This is a genomic window from Amphibacillus cookii (assembly GCF_016908375.1).
GTDB lineage: Bacteria > Bacillota > Bacilli > Bacillales > Amphibacillaceae > Amphibacillus_C > Amphibacillus_C cookii.
The window spans coordinates 122,841-144,396 of record NZ_JAFBDS010000009.1; the positions used below are offsets into that span (position 1 = coordinate 122,841).

Here is a 21,556-nt window from a genome sequence, read left to right on the forward strand (position 1 = left end):
GGGAAGCTTGTTGAATACTTCTGTATCCACGCACGACAAAAAAGCATTTATTCTTTGGTTTTTAGAACATTATCAGTTGAAAAAAAGAGAGAGTGTTTGGATCTTAAATTATTTAACCAACCACGAGAGTTTATTGGCGAATGTTCATTTTATAAGAGAAGCTCGTTTCTGCCCTCGAGGAATTATTATATCTGCTCAATGTTCAAATGATGTACCATTTCGTTTTTATAAAGATCATATCGTCACAACTGATGCAGAAAAATCTTTCCATGACATAAGATTAAATAGGCAAGACCCGATATATATACAGCTTTCTTTTGAAAATGCTCATCAAAGCGCTGAATATAGTGCAGTTTTAGAAGATAATCCTTTTTTACCTGATGATTTTTTTATAACGAAAAGAGAAAAAATGTTAGCAAGCGAATTTCTAAATTACACCCTATTCAAGGCTAGGAAAAATCAATTATTGAAAAAAATAGATCAAGCGCTTGATCATCATGATAAAGAGAACTTTAACAAATATACATTGGCGCTCGAACAATTGAAAGACGCTTATGACACAGATCCGTTATTTAGTATTGATGATCATTGATCTCAGTTAAGAAAAATAAATATGAAAAAGAAAAAGCCGGATGATAACTGATGAACTGCATTATCATTCGGTTCATTCAATGTTTACGAAATGGTCTGCAAATAGGGACTAATGTGCTACTTTAAATGCTTAAAAAATGTGAAAGTTTTGAGCTATAATACAATAAAAATGTTCTTGAAAACAGTTTAGGAAGGGTTTTATAATTGTCATACATCCACATCATACTTAGACATCGTTTATTTTTAATTGCTTTATTTTTTATTAATTTAATCGGTACAATTTATGGTTATATTTGGTACGCCAATCAACTTGCTAATACACCTGCTATTTTTTTAATATTTGTGCCAGACAGCCCAACAGCTAGTTTGTTTTTCACTATATTTTTAGGTTTCTATATATTTGGTAAACATGTTCCTTATATTGAAGCCCTAGCAATCGTTACTCTATTTAAATATGGGGTATGGGCGGTTGTAATGAATATTTTAACCTACTTTACTAATGGTCCTTTAGCTCCCGAAGCTTATATGCTTATTATTTCACATGGTGCGATGGCTATTCAGGGGCTATTATATGCTTCCCATTACAAGATTAAATTAAAGCATCTTGTTGTTGCTGGGTTATGGACAATACATAATGATTTTATTGATTATATATTTGGTATGATGCCACGTTATCATTCTTTAGATTTATACATGAATGAAATTGGTTATTTCACTTTTTGGCTTAGCATAGCTTCAATTGGATTAACTTATTATTTAACGATTAGAAAAAATCAAAATCAGACACCAAGTTTAAAGGATTAGCATAGGCTACAGTAAAAAGGTAGGAGGCCGATGATATGCTTGGGCTTATTCTGCTTTCTTATCAGATTTCCTTAAATTTTACTTTAGCTCAAATCAATCAATTTCATTCTATTCAGTTGGTAAAATCATTAGTCATTATGAGCGTTTTAATCGTTATGTGTTTAGGATATGTTATTTTTAGAATGTATCGCACGAATAAAAGAACCGATCGAGCAACCAAACCAAAAAAAATTGAAATTAAATAACATTAGAAAATTGAAGCGTTATTCTTTTTACACTTAATTGCGAGCCAATTTTATCACAGATAACCGTCCATAAAACGGACGGTTATCTCCTGATTCACTCAACGGCCAAGCAGCGGGAGAAGAACACTCACGGATTGAAGGTTCGTTTTATAGGGGAGGGGGGGCTGAGCGTATAAACTATCGCCAAAGGATTGGATAGTTTATATTTTATTAATTTTTAGCTCACCTTCGTTATTTATTGTACAACCATTTAAACACGGTCTGATTGTCAGGCGGTGTCTTTTTTTGTACAATATTTTAGAAAAGCTTATAATGTATGTTGAATAATAAGTTAAGAAATTTGTCAAATGATGTTGTTTTCGCTACCATAATAAATAAGACTTTATTATAAGAGAGAGGGACAAACATGGCAAAAAGTATTCAATCTATGCAAGAACGCGTCGATACATATATATCGCAATTTAAGGAAGGCTACTTCAGTCCATTAGCAATGATGGCACGATTTACTGAAGAAGTTGGTGAACTTGCGCGAGAAGTGAACCATGTATATGGAGAAAAGCCCAAAAAAAAATCTGAAGACAAAAATACGATAGAAAATGAATTGGGTGATTTATTATTTGTCATACTTTCGTTTGCAAACTCCCTTGATATCGATCTTTCAGACGCTTTTGATCAGGCGATGACAAAAATTGAAACGAGAGATAAAGATCGCTGGACAAAAAAAGAAATGGAGCGTGAATATAATGAGTGAAATTAATGTAGTAGTGGCAGGTGCAAGTGGTAAAATGGGTAGTGAAGCGCTGAGAATGATTAAAAAACATGCTGAATTAAATTTGGTTGCATGTATAGATATGAAACATACCGGAAAAAAAGTCAATGAAGTAGAAGGATTACCTAATTTCGAAGCTAAATTCTATAATGACATTGATCTCTGTCTAACTGAAGTTAATGCTGATGTCTTAGTTGATTTAACAAGTCCCAAAGTAGGGTTTAAGCACACTAAAGCTGCGATTGTTCATGGTGTAAGACCGGTCGTTGGAACAACGGGTTTCACTCCTGAAGAGTTAGACGAATTAACAGCTTTAGCGAAAGAAAAAGAAGTAGGGGCGGTTATTGCACCTAATTTTGCTATGGGTGCTGTATTAATGATGCAATTCTCTAAATTAGCTGCTAAATATTTTCCTGATATTGAAATTATCGAAAAGCATCATGATCAAAAATTGGATGCTCCCTCAGGAACGGCTGTTAAAACAGCAGAACTGATTCAGGAAAATCGTCAATCCAAAGCGCAAGGGCATCCAGAAGAACAAGAAACAATTACTGGGGCTAGGGGTGCAAACGTTGATGGCATGCGGATTCACAGTGTTCGTTTACCAGGATTAGTTGCCCATCAAGAAGTTATTTTTGCTGGACCTGGTGAGAATTTAAAAATTCAACATGATTCCTTTCATCGAGAATCTTTTATGTCTGGTATTAAATTTGCTATTGACCATGTCATAAATATGAAAGAATTAGTATATGGTTTAGAACATTTAATGTTAGACTAAGTGAAACAAATGAATAATCGCCGAAGGAGTTGGAGACTAATGAAAATTTCCCTGATTGCACATGATAAGAAAAAGGAATCTATTATTGAGTTTGCGAAATCCTATCAACATATTTTAGAGAAACATGAGCTCTTTGCTACCGGAACAACGGGTAAAAGAATAAGTGAAGCGACACGTTTACCTGTCCATCGTTTTCAATCTGGACCTATGGGTGGAGATCAACAAATTGGTGCCAAAATTGCTGAAGATAGCATGGATTTAGTCATCTTTTTCAGAGATCCATTAACAGCTCAACCTCATGAGCCAGATATCAGTGCGTTAATGCGTTTATGTGATGTTCACCAAATTCCCCTAGTGACAAATCTAGCTGGTGCGGAGATTATGATAAGAGCACTTGAGGCTAATTTTTTTGCATGGCGAGATTTAGTTAAAGAAGATACCGAATGATGAAAGCTTTAAAAATTGGTATCACTTGTTATCCTTCTATTGGGGGGTCTGGCATCGTCGCAACTGAGCTAGGTAAGCAACTTGCCAATAAAGGTCATGAAGTCCATTTTATTACGACAGATATGCCTTTTCGACTCGATCATATCTCAGCTCGAATATTTTATCACCAAGTGGAAATTAGCCATTATCCTGTCTTTCAGCATCCACCACACGACTTGGCTTTAGCAAACAAAATGGCCGAAGTAATTGATCGCGAACAACTTGACATTTTACACGTTCATTATGCAATGCCCCACGCAATCTGTGCCATTTTAGCAAAGCAAATGGCTAACCATCCTGTCAAGATTGTAACGACATTACACGGCACAGACATTACGGTCTTAGGCATTGATAAAAGCCTCACAAAAATGATTCGCTATGGTATTGAACAGTCTGATGCTGTAACATCAGTATCGACAAGCCTTGCAGAGGAAACATACCAAATTATTAATGTTAACAAACCCATCGATATCGTTTACAATTTTATTGATACCAATGATTATTATCGTTCTGATCCCCAAAAATTGAAAAAAGCTTTTCAGATAAACGAATCAGAAAAAATAATCGTCCATGTTTCAAATTTTCGAAAAGTAAAACGCATCGAGGATGTGATTGTTACTTTCTCAAAAATCTCAAAGCAATTAGCCGTAAAATTATTATTAGTAGGGGATGGACCAGAATATAATGCGATGGTAGAGCTTGTCGATCAATTACAGATAAAGGATCGAGTTCTTTTTCTAGGAAATCAACAAAATATGGCTGATCTTTTCTCAATTGCTGATTTAAATCTACTAATGTCGGAAAAGGAAAGCTTCGGACTTGTATTGATAGAAGCAATGGCATGCCAAGTGCCTTGTATTGGTACGGATGTTGGTGGTATCCCCGAAGTAATTAAAGATAATCATAATGGCTTTATTGTTTCTTTAGGTGATACGAAAAGAGCAAGTGAAATCGCGCTGGAATTATTGACGAATCAAGAGATGCACCAACGTCTTGCTAAACAGGCCTTGCTATCTGTGAAAGCACATTTCACACCATCGATAATTATCGCTAAATATGAACAGATTTATCAACGGATACTTGAGGATGATTAAAATATGCAGGTAGACCATTTCAAGAAGGCAAAAGAACTAATCAATATTATAATAGGTAAAGGCTACCAAGCTTATATTGTCGGTGGCGCTGTCCGTGATCATTTTTTAGGCCATCAACTAAACGATATCGATATAGCAACGTCTGCCACACCTTATCAGATTCAAACCATTTTTGAAAAAGTAATACCTGTTGGCATTAAGCACGGAACAGTGATGGTCAGATATAAAGGGGAATCTTTTGAAGTCACAACTTTTCGATCTGAATCTGGGTATTCTGATTATCGTCGTCCTGATCACGTCAGCTTCGTTGACTCCATTGATATTGACCTTTCAAGACGTGATTTTACAATTAATGCTATGGCCATGACAAGCACCCATCATTTAATTGATCCTTATAAAGGAAAACATGACTTAGATCAACAAACGATTAGAGCTGTAGGGTCCCCAATAAGGCGTTTTACAGAAGATCCATTACGAATCTTGCGGGCACTCAGATTTGCCAGCCAATTAAATTTTCGAATTGATGAGGACACTTATACAGCAATCAAATGTTTGATCGATATGGTTAGAAAGCTATCCATAGAGCGTGTGACAGTCGAATTAACGAAACTATTCAATGGTGACTTTGTTGATTATGGGCTTAAATATAGTTTCGATGTTCATTTATTTTCACATTTGCCTCTTTTTCAAGATCACCCGTGTATGGTTGATCAACTTAAAACCATTAACAAGCCCTTTAGTAAATTAGTTGACGTCTTTGTTTTTTTAAACAGAATATCAGTGGAGAGTCCATCGATAACCACGTGGTGTAAAACATATCGTTTATCCAATCGCACGCTTAATAATGGTAAACGTCTCTGCTATTTAGTTAATTTGTATGAAGAAGAAGGATGTAGCGCTTGGCTAATTTATCTATTGCCTGAAAATTTGGAACAGCGATTTATTCGGTTAATCGAAGCGATATCAAGTGAACGTATTGATATGCATCATGTTCAGATGATGCGCAGATCATTACCCATTTCAAGTCAAAAAGATATTAAAATTAGTGGAAATGATCTTATAAAATGGTATCCTCAACGAGAAAAGGGACCTTGGATTCAGGATTACCTTAAAGAAATTGAAAGAGCAGTCCTTGAAGCAAAAGTCATCAACCATATTAGTGAAATAAAGGAGTGGGTCCTACGATGTCATCCACCCGAGAACAATTAATTCAACTATTATCAACGCACATGCATACCTTTGTATCAGGTCAATGGTTGTCAGAGCAATTGGATATATCTCGAACAGCCATTTGGAAACAAATGAAACAATTAAAAAGTGATGGTTATCATTTTGAAGCGGTCCCTAATAAGGGGTATCGATTGATCTCCCAACCCGACAAAGTTAGCGAAAATACAATCTATTGGGGATTAAATACAAATTGGTTAGGAAAAACATTAGAACATTACACAGAAATAGATTCTACTCAATGTCTAGCTAATCAAAAAGCACAAGCCGGGGCACAAGAAGGACTTGTTATTGTATCCGAACGGCAAACAAAAGGAAAAGGGCGGCTTAATCGAAACTGGGATTCGGATAATGCCAAGGGGATATGGCTAAGCTTTATTTTGCGTCCAAAATTATTACCATCAGAAGCACCTCAGTTGACTTTATTAACTGCAATCGTTTTAGCTGATACAATAAAATCATTAACAAATGTAGAACCGTCGATCAAATGGCCGAATGATTTGTTAATTAACGAAAAGAAAGTTGCCGGTATTTTAACAGAAATGCAGGCTGAACAAGATCAAATTCATTACCTAGTGATTGGAATTGGATTAAATGTCAATCAAAAACAATCAAATTTCCCAAGTGAACTGGGGGATATCGCTACATCTTTAGCTACAGCAGCTAACCGAGAATTTCATAAACAAGAAATTATCCGAGATCTTTTAATGAGGTTTGAGACTTATTATCAAAACTATTTAACCGATGGCTTTAAGATGATTAAGAGAAAATGGGAGAGCTATGCCTATAAACTCGGTGAAATAGTGACTTATCGTAGCGGAAATCAAACGACTCAAGGCAAAATAGTAGCCATTGCTGATGATGGAGCACTAATCGTTGAAGATCGGCATAATCAGAAAACGAAAAAACTATACTCTGCTGAAATAGAATGGTTTTAGGAGGTTCTACACTTGAAAACAAGATTAGATTTCTTAAAAATGAAACAGGACAGTGATAAAATAACAATGATCACTGCTTATGACTATCCGTCTGCTAAATTAGTTGAACAAGCCAAAGCAGATATTATTTTAGTCGGTGATTCTCTAGGGATGGTTGTGCTCGGGTACGAGTCAACCATTAACGTTACAATGGAAGACATGATTCATCATGGCAAAGCAGCTCGTAAAGGTGCACCAAACACATTTGTTGTCGTTGACATGCCTTTTATGTCTTATCATATTTCAATGGAACAATCATTAGAGAACGCTAAACGCCTTTATCAAGAAACGGGTGCCCAAGCGATTAAGGTAGAAGGTGGGACTGATGAAATTTATCAACTGGTTCATCGTTTGACACACGCTGGAATTCCAGTAGTTGGACATGTTGGTTTAACACCACAATCGGTCAATATATTCGGTGGTTTTAAAGTGCAAGGAAAAGATCAAGAAAGTGCTGAGAAAATTGTTAAACAGGCCCAACAGCTTGAAGACATGGGGGCAATTGCTTGTGTCTTAGAAGGCGTGCCTAAAGCATTAGCCCGTCTTATCACTAAAAAGTTGGCTATCCCTACGATCGGAATAGGAGCAGGCATTGATTGTGATGGTCAAGTTCTTGTTTATCATGACCTTCTTCAATATGGTGTCGATCGTTTTCCGCGCTTTGTTAAAACGTATGCAAACTTCAACGATACCGGTCTCAAAGCGTTGGCTTCATTCGTAGAAGATGTTAAAAAAACGCAATTTCCAGAAGATAAACACAGCTATGCAGCAGAATCAACTGTTTGTTTACCTGAGGAAAAAAGTAGGTGAATATATAGTGAAAACGATTCGTTCGATTAAAGAAATGAAAGATACAATTCATCAGTTGAAGAGATCAGGTCAATCAATAGGCTTCGTTCCTACCATGGGCTATTTACATGAAGGTCATGGGGCGTTAATCGATCACGCACATAAAGATGCTGATATTGTTATTGTGAGTATCTTTGTTAATCCTCTTCAGTTTGGGGAAAATGAAGATTTTGATAATTATCCAAGAAATGAACAAAAAGACAAAACTTTTGTTGAGAATAAACAAGTCGACTACCTTTTTATCCCCACTGCTGATCAAATGTATCCAACATCAATGGGGCTGACCATGGTTGCAGAAAAGAGGATAGGTGTACTTTGTGATCGATCGAGACCGGGGCATTTCGGAGGAGTACTTACGGTATTAACCAAGCTTTTTCATATCATTGAACCAAATTATGTTTTTTTTGGTAGTAAAGATGCCCAACAAGTAGCTATTGTCGACTTATTAATTAAAGATTTTAATTTCCCAATTTCACTTAAAATGGTTGCAACCGTTCGAGATAGCGATGGCTTGGCCAAAAGTAGCCGTAATACGAATCTCCTTGACCATGAGAGGGAAGAAGCACCTCAATTGCATCAAGCTTTACAATTGGCCAGAAATAAAATCATTGACGGGGAAAAAAATCCTGTTAATATAGTGAATGAAGTTAAAGATCATATTACCAAAAAAACTTCAGGACAAATCGATTACGTGGAAATTCTATCCTTTCCAGAATTAGAAATAGTCAGCGAATGGGATCGAACAATAATTATTGCGTTAGCTGTGCAGTTCAGTCACGCGCGTTTAATTGATAATATTATTATTGATAATAGAGGTGAACCTGTTGATTCCCTGTATTAAATAAGGAGGGGGGCTTACATGTACCGAACAATGATGAAAGCAAAGTTGCATCGCGCTCGTGTTACAGAAGCGAACTTAAATTACGTTGGCAGTATTACCATTGATCCCGATATCCTTGAGGCAGTGGATATATTACCTCATGAAAAAGTTCAGATTGTTAATAATAATAACGGTGCCCGGTTAGAAACTTATGTTATTGCTGGTGAACGTGGAAGTAAAATGGTTTGTCTAAATGGGGCAGCTGCTAGACACGTGCAAGTTGATGACATCATTATTGTTGTTTCTTATGCGGCGATTTCTGATGATGAATTAGCGTCGTTTAAACCTAGGGTGGCATTAATGGATGATCAAAATAACGTTGTTAAAATGCTAGAACAAGAGCCGCCTCTAACCGTGTATAAATAGATAAACACTTGCCACTTAGAGGTAAGTGTTTATCTGTTTATACAACGAACCTTCAATCAGTGGAGGGAGGCCTACAGGATGTATGTCATGCAGACGTGGGCCTACAGGATGTATGTCATGCAGACGTTGCCACAGGACGTGGCGATCTTAGTCTGTAATCCTTCTTAAAGACGCGGCGGTCTTAGTCTACGATCTTACCCACCCACTGATTGGTCGTTGAGTGAATCAAGACATTAGTGTCCGTTATCCCCCTCAAACGATTTGCTCTACTCTCTTGAAGGGGGGATACAGACGGTTATCTGTGATAAATTAACATCGTTTTATCTAGCACAAAAAGATAAGGATGATATTTATGAATAAATTTGCAGTTATAGATTTAGAGACAACAGGAAATGCGCCTAACAAAGGGGATCGCATTATTGAGATTGGGATTGTCATTTATCAAGATGGAGAAATTATTGACCAATACAATCAATTAATCAATCCAAATAAGCATATCTCTCGCTTTATTTCACATTTAACTGGAATAACCAATGAAATGGTAATTGATAAACCTAGCTTCGAAGAGGTTGCTGATGATATTATTGCATTTTTTAAAAACGTCTATTTTGTTGCACACAATGTACCGTTTGACTTAGGTTTTTTAAATGTGGAGTTAAAAAATGCCGGTTATTCACCACTTAAGCAACCTATTATTGACACGGTAGAGCTAAGTCGAGTGTTTTTTCCAAAAGCAAAAAGTTTTAAATTAGCTCATCTATCTCGTTGGTTGAAGCTTGAACATAATAGTCCCCATAGAGCATTGTCAGATGCCTATGTAACTGCTAAACTGCTCGATCAACTGTTTGTAAAATTAGATAGCTTACCATTAACGACAATTAAACAATTACTCAAATTAGAACCTTATTTAAAAAGTAACTTAAGTAATATATTGATTGAAAAAGAAGAAAAGGCCAAGTGCAAAGAACTGATCAATCAGTCCTATGACTATCCATTTGGTTTAGCCGTTAAACCGATGATCCCAATCCATCAACAGGCCAACGAAAGTGAGCTAACATTTGGTGAATTATTGAACCTGCTTTTTGACAATCATACACCCTTTGAAAAATGGTTTGAAAGATATGAAGACCGGCCCGGTCAACAAGAAATGGCTGAATATATCTACCACGCGTTCCAAAGTCATCAACATGGAATTATTGAAGCCGGTGCCGGTATTGGCAAGTCAATTGCTTATCTTATTGCAGCTCTGTATCAAGCGAAATACCATCATGAAAAAATTATTGTCAGTACACATTTAACTCAGCTTCAAAAACAATTATTGCACGAGGAGATCCCACGTCTTCGCCATGTGTTACCCTTTCCTTTTCAAGCAACTTTATTAAAGGGAAAACAACATTATTTAAGTTTACCGTTATTTAAAAAAGCATTACAAGAACACCCTTACCGAAATTATGATGAACTATTAATAAAAGCCATGATCATCGTTTGGTTGACAGAAACCGAAACAGGGGATATCGATGAATTACAGTTACCGTCAGGTGGGGATCACTTCTTTAAACAGGTTTCCGTTGCTACTGAACATGCTTTACAAGTCAAGGTAAAAAAACACGGTGAATCTTTTTATGAATTTGCGCTTCAACAAAGCGAACAAGCTGACTTAATCATTATTAACCACGCGTTATTAGCAGATTATATTATTCAAACACGGTCGCCCATTTATGGCATCAATAAAATCATTGTAGATGAAGCCCATCACTTAGAGCGTGTATTTGCTAATAAAGCTGGAATGCAAATCGATTACCTTAGCTTCCAAAAGAGGCTTATCTCACTTAACCATATGCTAAAAGGGCTACATAATCATCATTTAAATCATAAATCAAATCAACTTATTGCAACACTTTTAGAAGAAAATGATATGTTCTTCAGATATATTTATCATTATGTAAATGACCGTAGAAACAGGGATATCAATAAAAATGATGTTGGACGCTATCAATGTACAATTGATGATCCATATCAATCAGATTGGCAAACAACAGTAGAAATGGCAAATCGATTAATTCTGTTCATTAATGATCTATCTAACCAATTAAGTCAGATTGAAACGATCAAACAAGAAGAATTGTTAATTGGCCATCATACGAACGAACTAAGGGAAATGAAGGATAAATTAAAACGATTTTTTACTCCAGATGAAAAAAATGCAGAGGTGAGATGGATTGAAATCGAATCCTATGGTGCTAAAAATGCTGTTTATTTATACCAAGAGCCGTTACAAATCCAGCAATTGTTAAGATCAACTTTATTTAAAGAGACAAATAGTGTTATTCTAACGAGTGCATCAATTACTATAGATGATCAATTCGAATTTTTTAAAAAGCAAATTGGCCTAGACAGTGAAGCAATAGTCGAGCGAAAAATTCCATCACCGTATGTTTATCAAAATCAAGTAAAAGTACTGATTCCAAATGATTTCCCTCTGGCTCATTATAAGGAAATGGACCCTTTTATTGAAGCAAGTTGTGAGGCTATTTTTACTTTGGCAGAAATCACTAAAGGGCGTATGCTTATTTTATTTAATTCATATGAGATGTTAAAAAAAGCGTATTATCTGTTAAAAGAGTTATTTAATGATGATTATGTCCTAATTGCGCAAGGTATTTCAAGTGGAAGCCATGAACGATTAAAGAAAAATTTTCAAAGCTTTAATCAAGCAATATTATTTGGCACGAATGCGTTTTGGGAAGGGTTAGACATACCCGGCAGTGATTTAACGTGTGTAGTTATGGTGAGATTACCATTCGACAATCCAAACCATCCTGTGTTTAAAGCAAAATATACAAACTTACAATCAAGTGGGCAAAATCCATTTCTATCCTTGTCACTGCCCAATGCCGTGATTCGGTTCAAACAAGGCTTTGGTCGTCTCATACGTTCTCATACAGATAGAGGAATAATATTTATCTGTGATGATCGCATTATGACAAAACATTATGGACAGACATTTCTAAATTCGATTGCGAACGTCCCTACTTTTCACCGGAGAACAAATGAATTATTAGAAATAGCTAATAATTGGATTTAGTAACACCTTCAAATTGAGGAATAATAACCAAACATTATTTAGGTGGTGCTAAAATGAAGGTAGGTTGGCTATTTGGGCTACTTTTAATTACAATTTCAATACTCGTATCCTTCTCTAATCAGTCAGAGGTAGTGGTGTATTTCCTTGACCTTCCAGATGGGGAAGCAACACTAGTACAAGGAACCAATCAGCAATATACTTTAATTAATACCGGCTCAAAAGCAAGCGAAATTTATTTAATTAAATTTTTGGAAACATTAGAGATTGATACCATCAAGCATCTCATTATAACAGACAATGATCAAAGTTATTGTGCGAATAAAGATTTGATTATTAACAAATTTGATGTTAAACATGTATTTGATATAAGTGAAACAATGAATCAGCATAGAACTAAACTAGCGACGCCTACATTGAGTAAGGAACCCACATCCATTCATTTAGATGCTGGATTAACCTTTCATGTATTAGCTGTTTCAAATCAACCACGTTCTTCAACAAACGTGCTCACTTATAATAATCAAGCTATTCTTTTTATGGGGAGAACAAGCATAACTGACGATGATATTGAAAATTTTAATAAGTATGATTTTCAAATTGTTAAAACTGCACATTTTGGCGCAACATTTTTACCTGCTCGACATATATTAACAAAAATCAATCCTGACGTAGCCATATTTTTCACTTCTTCACAAAATGAAACAGATGGCCAATTATTGTATTATCTTGAAGAACGCTGGATTGAACCGTACTTTTTAGAAGATGTTGGTTCCCTTATTGCTATCTTTAAAGATTCCGATTATGATATAGAAGTGCAATTTCGCACAAAAAATATGAAGCATCATATTAATTTTGACTAAAAACCTGTTATAATGTATACAGGTTTCCCATATGTCGTTGTGCGATATGGATTATTCGATAGAAAAGGCTGGGATAAAATGAAAAAAGAACAAATCGAAACGCTATCAACCGTTAGATTACAATACAATCCTGAATTATATAAAGTTGTTGATAGCTTAAACCGAACACTTAAAGATGACGATTTAATGTTTGGCTTAGCATTAGATGAGGTGGACAATGAGACGGCAGTCTTCACCATTTATCGAACTTAGTTGGCTTAAAGTCGTCTTTCTTCTATTTATCCTTGCTATCCTAATTATAATAGGGTTTTCAGTTTATTTGTATCAAAGCGTTAATACAGAAAAAACAAAAGGTTTTTCTGATACAAGAGAACGTGTTGAACAACAACTAGAAATTGCTTCGATTGACGACATTTCACGCTATCATGGATCAAAATATTTTCATGTGGTTGAAGCTAAATCCACTTCGGATGAACATCTAGTCATTTTTGTTGATCAGACAGACCAAGATGCGGAATTGGTAACATATTATAAGGAAGATTGGATTGAAATTGATCATGTTCTTGACGAATGGCGCAACCAAACTGTTTATCAAGAGATATACCATACCCAAATAGGGTTACGTCATCAAACCCCGCTTTTGGAAATTGTCTATCTTGATGAGTCAGGTAGACTAAGCTATGATTACTATCGTTTAGATAATGGAGAGTATGATAGTGGTATATCATTTGCAAACCATTAACTGAAAGAAAGGTGATAACATGCAGCTAGCAAATCGAGTACAAAAAATAACGCCATCTTCAACCTTAGCAATAACAGCAAAAGCAAAGGCACTTAAACAAGCTGGACATGATGTCATAGGGTTAGGTGCTGGTGAGCCAGACTTCAATACACCAAATTTTATTATTAAAGCAGCTGAGCACGCCATGCACACTGGATTAACGCGTTATACACCAGCAGGAGGCATACTAGAGTTAAAAGAAGCAATTACAAATAAAATGTATCGTGATCACCAACTGTCCTATCATCCTGATCAAGTTGTTGTGACAACAGGAGCAAAACATGCATTATTTACATTATTTCAGGTTTTACTTAATAAGGGGGATGAAGTCATTGTCCCAGCTCCATATTGGGTAAGCTACCCCGAACAGATTAAATTAGCAGAAGGCACACCCATTTTTGTGACTGGTGAAGAAAAAAATCATTTTAAATTAACAGCAAAACAACTAGAAGAAGCGATTACTGCCAAGACAAAAGCAGTTATTATTAATTCGCCTAGTAATCCAACAGGTATGATGTATACCAAAGAAGAATTGAAAGCAATTGGCGACGTATGTCTTAAACATAACTTATTAATTGTTTCTGATGAAATTTATGAAAAATTAACTTATACTGACCAAGAACATATTTCCATTAGTCAACTTTCAAATCAATTAAAGGAACAAACAGTAATTATTAATGGTGTATCAAAATCACATGCTATGACGGGCTGGCGTATTGGATACGCCGTTGGAAGTAAGACACTTATTAAAGCAATGAGTAACCTTATATCACATTCAACATCTAATCCGACAACCATTGCTCAGTATGGTGCACTTGCAGCCTATCAGGCTAATGATGATGAAATTGTTAAAATGAAGCAAGCTTTTAAGGAAAGACTCGACCGCACTTATGAGTTACTCACTCAAGTACCAGGGATAAATTGTCTTAAACCAATGGGGGCCTTCTATCTGTTTCCGAATGTATCAGAAGCAATGAAGAAAACGGGATTTGATTCTATTGAAGCATGGGTGACTGCGATATTAGAGGAAGAAAAAGTGGCGCTTGTACCAGGCAGTGGATTTGGTGCACCAGATAATGTGAGATTATCTTATGCCATTGAACTTGATCAATTAGAGAAAGCTATTGATCGGATTCAACATTTTATTAACAGACATCAACAAATATAAAAGAGAGCTTTGGAGGGTTATCATTGAAGACAACGATAAATAAAGTGAAAAACTATGTAGGAACAGAAGTAACCATTGGTGCCTGGCTTGCCAATAAACGCTCTAGTGGCAAAATTGCTTTCCTACAGTTACGGGATGGAACAGGTTTCATTCAGGGTGTCGTCGTTAAGGCGGAAGTAGATGAAGAGATATTCAGCCAAGCGAAAGCATTAACACAAGAATCGTCGGTATGGGTAACTGGTGTGATCGTAGAAGACGCACGGTCACCATTTGGATTTGAAATGCAAGTGAAGACACTAGAAATGATTCATGAATCCGTTGATTTCCCGATAACACCTAAAGAACATGGAACTGAATTTCTAATGGACCATCGGCATTTATGGTTGCGTTCAAAACGTCAACACGCGGTTATGAAAATTCGCAATGAAATCATTCGAGCAACCTATCAATTCTTTAATGACAATGATTATATAAAAATAGATCCACCTATTTTAACTGGATCAGCAGCTGAAGGAACAACAGAATTATTCCATACACAGTATTTTGATGAAGAAGCCTATTTATCACAGAGTGGCCAGTTATATATGGAAGCAGCCGCTATGGCTTTTGGAAAAGTTTTCTCTTTCGGACCTACATTTCGGGCAGAAAAATCAAAAACACGGCGGCATTTGATAGAATTCTGGATGATTGAACCTGAAATGGCATTTACCGATCATGAAGAGAGTTTGGCTATTCAAGAAGCTTATGTAAGCTATTTAGCGAAAGCTGTCTTAACAAATTGTAAGTTGGAGCTAACAACACTTGACCGAGATATAGTAAGCCTAGAAAAAATACAAGCACCATTTCCTCGTATTACATATGATGAAGCTATTGCTTTATTAAAGGAGAAAGGTTTTGGTGATATTGAATGGGGAGAAGACTTCGGTGCACCTCATGAAACAGCTATTGCGGAAAGTTTCGATAAACCCGTATTTATTACTCACTATCCAGCTAACATAAAGGCATTTTATATGAAACCAGACCCAGATCGTCCAGAAGTTGTATTATGTGCTGATTTAATAGCCCCTGAAGGATATGGAGAAATTGTTGGTGGATCACAGCGTATTGATGACTTAGAGTTGATGAAACAACGTTATCAAGAACATCAATTATCTGGTGATGCATATCAATGGTATTTGGAATTAAGACAATATGGTAGTGTTCCTCATTCAGGTTTTGGATTGGGCCTTGAACGCACAGTAGCTTGGTTTGCCGGTGTTGAACATGTACGTGAAACCATTCCGTTTCCAAGGTTATTAAATAGATTATATCCATAATCGATAGATACAATAGGGGAATTGACAAAACATGATATCTTCCCTAATCAGTTAAGGATTTTCTAACTGTTAATAGGGAGAAAAAATATTTTTATAAAGCCCTCGAATAACTTCGGGGGCTCTTTCTATCTTTAATGGTCAATAAATATGTTAGAATAATGTCAGAGGTGACTGAGATGAAAAAGCAACAAAATTATCAATTATTTTTAAGTGAGCAAATAGCCATACCTTCCCGATTACTTAGTCAATATCATACGTTGTCTCTAACCGAGCAAGAACTAATCGTCATTCTACATATCCACCATGCTTTTCTTAAGGGTAAGTATTTTCCTACACCTTTTGAAATTGCAGAGCTATCAAGTTTCGATGAACAAACATGTAGTCAACTTTTAAGGCAGCTTATGCAAAAAAATATTTTAACTATTATTGAGACAAAAGATGATCAAGGAATTGTTGATGAGTGTTATTCGTTGGAACCATTATGGGAATTACTATACAGTAAAAAAACTAAACCAAAAACTGATGAAGAGCAATCCTCCATGAATATTTTTATATTATTTGAACAAGAATTTGGACGTCCCTTGTCACCATTTGAAATTGAAACGATCAACATTTGGCTAGATGAAGATGCGTTTGAACCGTCACTTATTAAAGCCGCGTTAAGGGAATCGGTATTAATGAGCAAACTCAATTTTAAATATATCGATCGCATATTACGTGAATGGAAACGTAAAGGTATTCGTACGGTTAGCGATGCAAGAGCCGAATCAAAAGCTTTTCATACTAAACGATCTACTGAAAACAAAAGAGCAACGAAACGTGACACATCTGTATACTATAATTGGTTAGAGGAAGATGAATAGAGGGGGGAGGACCAGTTATGTTAAACAAAGCACAAATACACTATGTCTTAAGTGTAATGGAAGAAATGTATCCTGATGCAGCATGTGAATTGGTCCATGACAATCCTTTTGAACTTGTCATTGCTGTAGCACTTTCAGCTCAATGTACCGATCAACTTGTTAATAAAGTAACGAAAGATTTATTTAAAAAATATAAAACACCAGAAGACTACTTATCAGTTCCTCTAGAAGAATTACAAAACGATATTCGTTCAATCGGTCTTTACCGTAACAAAGCAAAAAATATTCAAAAATTATCTCGTTCACTAATTGATGACTTTAATGGTGTTGTACCAGAGACAAAGGAAGAATTAGAGACTTTAGCTGGAGTAGGTAGAAAAACAGCAAATGTAGTAACATCAGTTGCTTTTAATCAACCTGCTATTGCTGTCGACACACACGTGGAGCGTGTATCTAAACGTTTGGGAATATGCAGATGGAAAGATACCCCACTAGAAGTCGAGAAAACATTAATGCGTAAAGTACCAAAACAAGCATGGAGCGACACCCATCATCGTATGATATTTTTCGGACGTTACCATTGTAAAGCTAGAAATCCAAACTGCGGAAGTTGTAAATTGTTAGATATTTGTCGTGAAGGTAAAAAGCGAATGAAACAAAAGGGGTGAAGTGGTTTATGAACAAAGAAGACTGGATTGAAAAATGGAAATATCAATCCCCACATTTATCACAGTTATTTCACAACAAGCATTACCAAGAGGCGGTAGGGCCCATGGGTACATCCTTAAACCTTTTTATAGATGCTTTATATCATTTGAATCAACAGTCTTGGTCAAAAGGCGATCTGTATCAAACGATAGATTCACTTGAACATAAACCGTTTAATATCGGAGAACGTGTTCATTATATTGCATCTAATTTAAGTCAATACCACGCTTATATCCAATTAGATGCTTTGTATCAAGAGTTAGAGAAGTTATATGCTAAAGTTGAAGTTCTTGAGCTTTATGCAAAAGATAATAAATAAAATCAACCTTTTAAATAATGAAATACGTATTATCTATTGAGATAAAGAAGACCACTCATTTTCATGAGTGGTCTTTAGTATTAATTTTGATTTTCATCATTTGAGTCTTGTTCGCCATTACCGTTATTTGAATCTTGATCAGAATCTTGGTCAAGATCTTGATCTTCATCTTCATCATCAGAGACTGGTGGGTCATCTACTTGATCATCACCATTTCCTTCATCAGGGTCCTCAGGCTGATCCGGCTCATCAATTTCATCTGGTTCGTCGGGTTCATCTTCTTCCTCTTGGTCAGGAATTCGAATTTCCACCCGCCTTGACTCACTTTGAAGATCACTATTTTCATCACTTATTGCCGTTACCTCGATCGTGTAAACTGTACCACGCTCAACACTCTGAATCGTAAATGATGTATCAGAAGTAGACGATTCATTATTAGTCGATCCATCTGTACCATAGGCAATGTTAAAGCGAACGTCTTGATCATTAGAATCAGACCAACTCACTTCAATTTGATTTTGCTCCTCGTTAAACTGAGCGCTAAGACCACTAACTGGGTCAAGGCGGTCAAATGTTTCAGATTGTTCAGTAGGCTCATGTCCACGCTTAAACAATTCAGAAACGATTTGAGAATCGGGCGTATACGGGCTAGGCAATCTAGCTGGATTTGAACCTCGTTCGACATCAACACGCACAACCGAATTTGGCATTTCAAAATCAGCTGTATCCATTCCAACAGATATTTCGCTCATCACATGACGAAAAATTTCTTGAGATATTCTCGTTTGTGTTACTGCTCGAGTGGCATCATCTTGATAACCACTCCACACCGCTACAGTATAATTGGTCGTATAGCCAGCAAACCAAACGTCAACATAATCATTGGTTGAACCTGTTTTACCTACCATTGGCAAACCGGAAACATTTGCAGTGGTACCTGTTCCGCTGTTTACAACAGTTTTTAGCATATCAGTAACCATATATGCGGTAGCGTCTGACATCGCTGCAACAGGATCAGATTTAAGTGTCTGCTTGTTCCCATCACTAAAAACAACTTCAGTAACAGCATAAGGCTCATTATAAATACCACCATTACCAAACGCCGAATAAGCTCCAGCCATATCTAATGATGACATGCTTAATGTTGAACCACCAATACCATCACGAATATTAAGACCATCTTCGGGGATAGGGAGGCCAATCCCTTCTGCAAACTCAGTTGCTTGAGCGATTCCCACTTCTTCTAAAGTTTTAACAGCAGGGACATTTAAAGATTGTTGCATCGCATAACGCGCACTAACGTAGCCTTGATACTCATTATTCCAATTTCGAATATCCCCACCTTGTGTTTCGTAGGGCGCGTCATTATTAATTTGTTGGTGTGTAGACCAATTTAAGTATTCAATAGCTGGCCCGTAGTCAAGAATCGGTTTAATAGCTGAACCTGGTTGTCGCTTAGCTTGAATGGCCATATTAAAACCACCAACTTCTCGATTACGTCCACCACCAATCGCTCGGATCGCTCCAGACTGTGTATCAAGGACGGTCAAACCAGATTGAAGTTCATCATCAGGAAAACTAATAGGTCCTTGATCCGATAATACATATTCAACATGTTCTTGCGCATCTGGATCGAGTGTTGTATGAATTTCAAGCCCGTCATTGTACATATCAACATCCAATTTCTCTTCGATTTCAATCCTTACTTGATCTAAGAAGGCATGATAAGGCGTCCCTTCTGATTCGGTTAAATTTAACATGTCTTCTACATTTTCTGAAGCTGCTTCATCTGCTTCAGCTTCCGTAATCTTACCATGTCGAACCATTAAGCCTAATACCGTATCCATTCTTTCTTGAGCAAGATCAGGATTTACAGTTGGATCATATGCTGAAGGACGTTGTGGTAAGCCTGCTAATAAGGCAGCTTGAGCTAGAGTTAAGTCATCTAAATCTGTAATCCCAAAATAGGTTTCAGCTGCTGTTGCCACACCATAAGACTGAGCTCCATAGTAAATTTTATTTAGATACATTTCTAATATTTCTTCTTTTTCATAAGCGCGTTCTACTTGTAATGCTAACCATTGTTCTTGAACTTTACGCTCCATCGTTTGATCAGGAGATAAAAGCGAACTTTTAACCACTTGCTGTGTAATGGTACTACCACCTTCAGCCCCAAAACCACGAGTGAAGTTTGCTAAAATCGCAGCAGCACTTCGACGAAGGTCAACCCCTGAGTGATCAAAAAAACGGTTGTCTTCAGTTGCTAATACTGCATCAATCAATATATCTGGAAGGTCATTATAGCTGATTGTTGTACGCCTTTCTTGACCGAGCTCAGCAAAAAGCTCTCCTTCTACATCATATACTCTCGTTGAGGCTGGTGCTCCTAGTAAGTCATGGTCTAAGTCAGGTGCTGATATAATATAGTAACCAAATACAGCCCCCGCTCCAATTAGAGCAGCTAAAGTAACGGCTAATAATGATAGTCCGATTTTTTTCCAAATTGAAGATTTATTTTTTTTCGATTGTTTTTGTTGTTGTCGTCTTGCAGTACGTGACTGGCCTTGTTCCGCCATTGTCATCTTCCTCCATTCTTAAAAAACACTTGATCAATGACTTTAATGTAGTCAATGATAGCTGGATAGCCTTTAGGTATTTCAATACCTTCTTTAACAATCTCTTGATAAGAGATAGATTTTCTACCTCCATTATTAAATTGACGTTCCCAGAACGGGAAAAGTTTCATTGCAGTGAATAGAAAAGATTGGTCGTGTGTTGCAAAGCGAATAATAACAAAAGCAATACCCCCATGTTGCTCAACGGCTTTCATGTGCTCAATCTGATGATTATGAAAGTTATTAAGTGGGAATGACGTTTTGTTCTTTGTCTCTTTAGCTTCAAAGTCAATATAACGCCCACGATAAACACCATTGTAATCAGTTGTAGATGGTTGTTTAAAATAACCTTCTTTAATGACTGCAGCACTACGCTTCGGATAGTCTACCTTAACAATTTGAACAGGTGTCGGTTTCTTATGCACCACACAAATTTGATGCGTTAGATAATAAAGGTTTGTCTGATTGATGTCATCTTCTAACGTCATACCCCGATTACTAAAATTCCGTTGGCGTTCTGCTTTTGTTTTATTCATTGTAGCTGTACGTTTTTGACCATTTGGATACTTCATCAGATTAATTCCCTCCTGCATGACTGTATCATACCAGATTACAGCCTGATTTGAGAACTAAAAAGATAAATAAAAAGCGTATGTGTATCGGAATAACCCGATGTCTTCCTATCACCCTACAACTATTATAAACAACTTTTAGCAAATCTATAAGTACAAAATTAGCTATTCTACTATTTTAATAGACGAAATTTAAGAAGATT

General features: G+C 36.4%; 23 protein-coding genes. 21 read left to right on the forward strand and 2 right to left on the reverse strand.

Annotated elements, in window-relative coordinates; all coding sequences use genetic code 11:
• Window positions 1-10: 10 nt before the first annotated feature.
• The 21 genes from JOE23_RS13765 (at window position 11) to JOE23_RS13865 (ending at window position 18,166) form a co-directional block, all read left to right on the forward strand.
• Window positions 11-592: a ReoY family proteolytic degradation factor gene (locus JOE23_RS13765; RefSeq protein ID WP_204439221.1), complete on the forward strand. Its 582-nt coding sequence runs from the start codon at window positions 11-13 to the stop codon at window positions 590-592.
• Between the two features lie 203 nt (window positions 593-795).
• Window positions 796-1,395, forward strand: coding sequence for a lipoprotein heptaprenylglyceryl N-acetyltransferase LhaT (gene lhaT / locus JOE23_RS13770; RefSeq protein WP_204439223.1), 600 nt, complete (start codon window positions 796-798; stop codon window positions 1,393-1,395).
• Between the two features lie 35 nt (window positions 1,396-1,430).
• Window positions 1,431-1,640 (forward strand): hypothetical protein, encoded by a 210-nt coding sequence (locus JOE23_RS13775; protein WP_204439225.1) that lies wholly within the window; start codon window positions 1,431-1,433, stop codon window positions 1,638-1,640.
• Window positions 1,641-2,046: 406 nt separating this feature from the next.
• Window positions 2,047-2,391 carry a nucleotide pyrophosphohydrolase gene (locus tag JOE23_RS13780; protein ID WP_204439227.1) on the forward strand — a complete coding sequence of 115 codons (345 nt, stop codon included), beginning with the start codon at window positions 2,047-2,049 and terminating at the stop codon, window positions 2,389-2,391.
• The gene (gene dapB / locus JOE23_RS13785) at window positions 2,384-3,187 is read left to right on the forward strand and encodes a 4-hydroxy-tetrahydrodipicolinate reductase (RefSeq protein WP_204439230.1); all 804 of its coding nucleotides are present in this window, start codon (window positions 2,384-2,386) and stop codon (window positions 3,185-3,187) included. The genes JOE23_RS13780 and dapB overlap by 8 nt, the downstream gene beginning before the upstream one ends.
• A 39-nt stretch (window positions 3,188-3,226) precedes the next feature.
• Window positions 3,227-3,634: a methylglyoxal synthase gene (mgsA, locus tag JOE23_RS13790; RefSeq protein WP_204439231.1), complete on the forward strand. Its 408-nt coding sequence runs from the start codon at window positions 3,227-3,229 to the stop codon at window positions 3,632-3,634.
• A complete protein-coding gene (gene bshA, locus JOE23_RS13795) occupies window positions 3,634-4,767 on the forward strand; it encodes an N-acetyl-alpha-D-glucosaminyl L-malate synthase BshA (protein WP_204439232.1) in 1,134 nt (377 codons plus the stop codon). The genes mgsA and bshA overlap by 1 nt, the downstream gene beginning before the upstream one ends.
• Window positions 4,768-4,770: 3 nt before the next feature.
• On the forward strand, window positions 4,771-5,976 hold the full coding sequence (locus JOE23_RS13800) for a CCA tRNA nucleotidyltransferase (RefSeq protein WP_204439233.1): 1,206 nt from the start codon (window positions 4,771-4,773) through the stop codon (window positions 5,974-5,976).
• Window positions 5,952-6,932 (forward strand): biotin--[acetyl-CoA-carboxylase] ligase, encoded by a 981-nt coding sequence (locus JOE23_RS13805; protein ID WP_204439234.1) that lies wholly within the window; start codon window positions 5,952-5,954, stop codon window positions 6,930-6,932. Before JOE23_RS13800 ends, JOE23_RS13805 begins: the two co-directional genes overlap by 25 nt.
• A 12-nt stretch (window positions 6,933-6,944) precedes the next feature.
• Window positions 6,945-7,781 (forward strand): 3-methyl-2-oxobutanoate hydroxymethyltransferase, encoded by an 837-nt coding sequence (gene panB, locus JOE23_RS13810; protein ID WP_204439235.1) that lies wholly within the window; start codon window positions 6,945-6,947, stop codon window positions 7,779-7,781.
• A 7-nt stretch (window positions 7,782-7,788) separates the two neighbouring features.
• A complete protein-coding gene (gene panC / locus JOE23_RS13815; protein WP_204439236.1) occupies window positions 7,789-8,661 on the forward strand; it encodes a pantoate--beta-alanine ligase in 873 nt (290 codons plus the stop codon).
• A gap of 18 nt (window positions 8,662-8,679) precedes the next feature.
• Window positions 8,680-9,066, forward strand: coding sequence for an aspartate 1-decarboxylase (gene panD, locus JOE23_RS13820; RefSeq protein WP_204439238.1), 387 nt, complete (start codon window positions 8,680-8,682; stop codon window positions 9,064-9,066).
• Between the two features lie 352 nt (window positions 9,067-9,418).
• Entirely contained in the window at window positions 9,419-12,151 is a 2,733-nt protein-coding gene (gene dinG / locus JOE23_RS13825) for an ATP-dependent DNA helicase DinG (protein WP_204439240.1), read from the forward strand.
• A gap of 53 nt (window positions 12,152-12,204) precedes the next feature.
• Window positions 12,205-13,011, forward strand: a complete 807-nt coding sequence (locus tag JOE23_RS13830; protein WP_204439242.1) for an MBL fold metallo-hydrolase — start codon at window positions 12,205-12,207, stop codon at window positions 13,009-13,011.
• A gap of 78 nt (window positions 13,012-13,089) precedes the next feature.
• On the forward strand, window positions 13,090-13,263 hold the full coding sequence (locus JOE23_RS13835; protein ID WP_204439243.1) for a YpmA family protein: 174 nt from the start codon (window positions 13,090-13,092) through the stop codon (window positions 13,261-13,263).
• Window positions 13,229-13,753 carry a hypothetical protein gene (locus JOE23_RS13840; RefSeq protein WP_204439244.1) on the forward strand — a complete coding sequence of 175 codons (525 nt, stop codon included), beginning with the start codon at window positions 13,229-13,231 and terminating at the stop codon, window positions 13,751-13,753. Before JOE23_RS13835 ends, JOE23_RS13840 begins: the two co-directional genes overlap by 35 nt.
• A 19-nt stretch (window positions 13,754-13,772) precedes the next feature.
• Window positions 13,773-14,960: a pyridoxal phosphate-dependent aminotransferase gene (locus JOE23_RS13845; protein ID WP_204439245.1), complete on the forward strand. Its 1,188-nt coding sequence runs from the start codon at window positions 13,773-13,775 to the stop codon at window positions 14,958-14,960.
• A gap of 23 nt (window positions 14,961-14,983) precedes the next feature.
• The gene (asnS, locus tag JOE23_RS13850; RefSeq protein ID WP_204439246.1) at window positions 14,984-16,276 is read left to right on the forward strand and encodes an asparagine--tRNA ligase; all 1,293 of its coding nucleotides are present in this window, start codon (window positions 14,984-14,986) and stop codon (window positions 16,274-16,276) included.
• A gap of 176 nt (window positions 16,277-16,452) precedes the next feature.
• Window positions 16,453-17,139 (forward strand): DnaD domain-containing protein, encoded by a 687-nt coding sequence (locus tag JOE23_RS13855; RefSeq protein WP_204439248.1) that lies wholly within the window; start codon window positions 16,453-16,455, stop codon window positions 17,137-17,139.
• A 17-nt stretch (window positions 17,140-17,156) separates the two neighbouring features.
• The gene (gene nth, locus JOE23_RS13860) at window positions 17,157-17,807 is read left to right on the forward strand and encodes an endonuclease III (RefSeq protein ID WP_204439250.1); all 651 of its coding nucleotides are present in this window, start codon (window positions 17,157-17,159) and stop codon (window positions 17,805-17,807) included.
• Window positions 17,808-17,815: 8 nt separating this feature from the next.
• Window positions 17,816-18,166 (forward strand): YpoC family protein, encoded by a 351-nt coding sequence (locus JOE23_RS13865; RefSeq protein WP_204439251.1) that lies wholly within the window; start codon window positions 17,816-17,818, stop codon window positions 18,164-18,166.
• Window positions 18,167-18,246: 80 nt separating this feature from the next.
• On the opposite strand, the gene JOE23_RS13870 is transcribed toward JOE23_RS13865, so the two are convergent.
• Both JOE23_RS13870 and recU read right to left on the reverse strand, forming a co-directional pair.
• Window positions 18,247-20,742 carry a transglycosylase domain-containing protein gene (locus JOE23_RS13870; RefSeq protein ID WP_204439252.1) on the reverse strand — a complete coding sequence of 832 codons (2,496 nt, stop codon included), beginning with the start codon at window positions 20,740-20,742 and terminating at the stop codon, window positions 18,247-18,249.
• A 2-nt stretch (window positions 20,743-20,744) separates the two neighbouring features.
• Entirely contained in the window at window positions 20,745-21,353 is a 609-nt protein-coding gene (gene recU, locus JOE23_RS13875) for a Holliday junction resolvase RecU (RefSeq protein WP_204439253.1), read from the reverse strand.
• Between the last annotated feature and the right edge of the window lie 203 nt (window positions 21,354-21,556).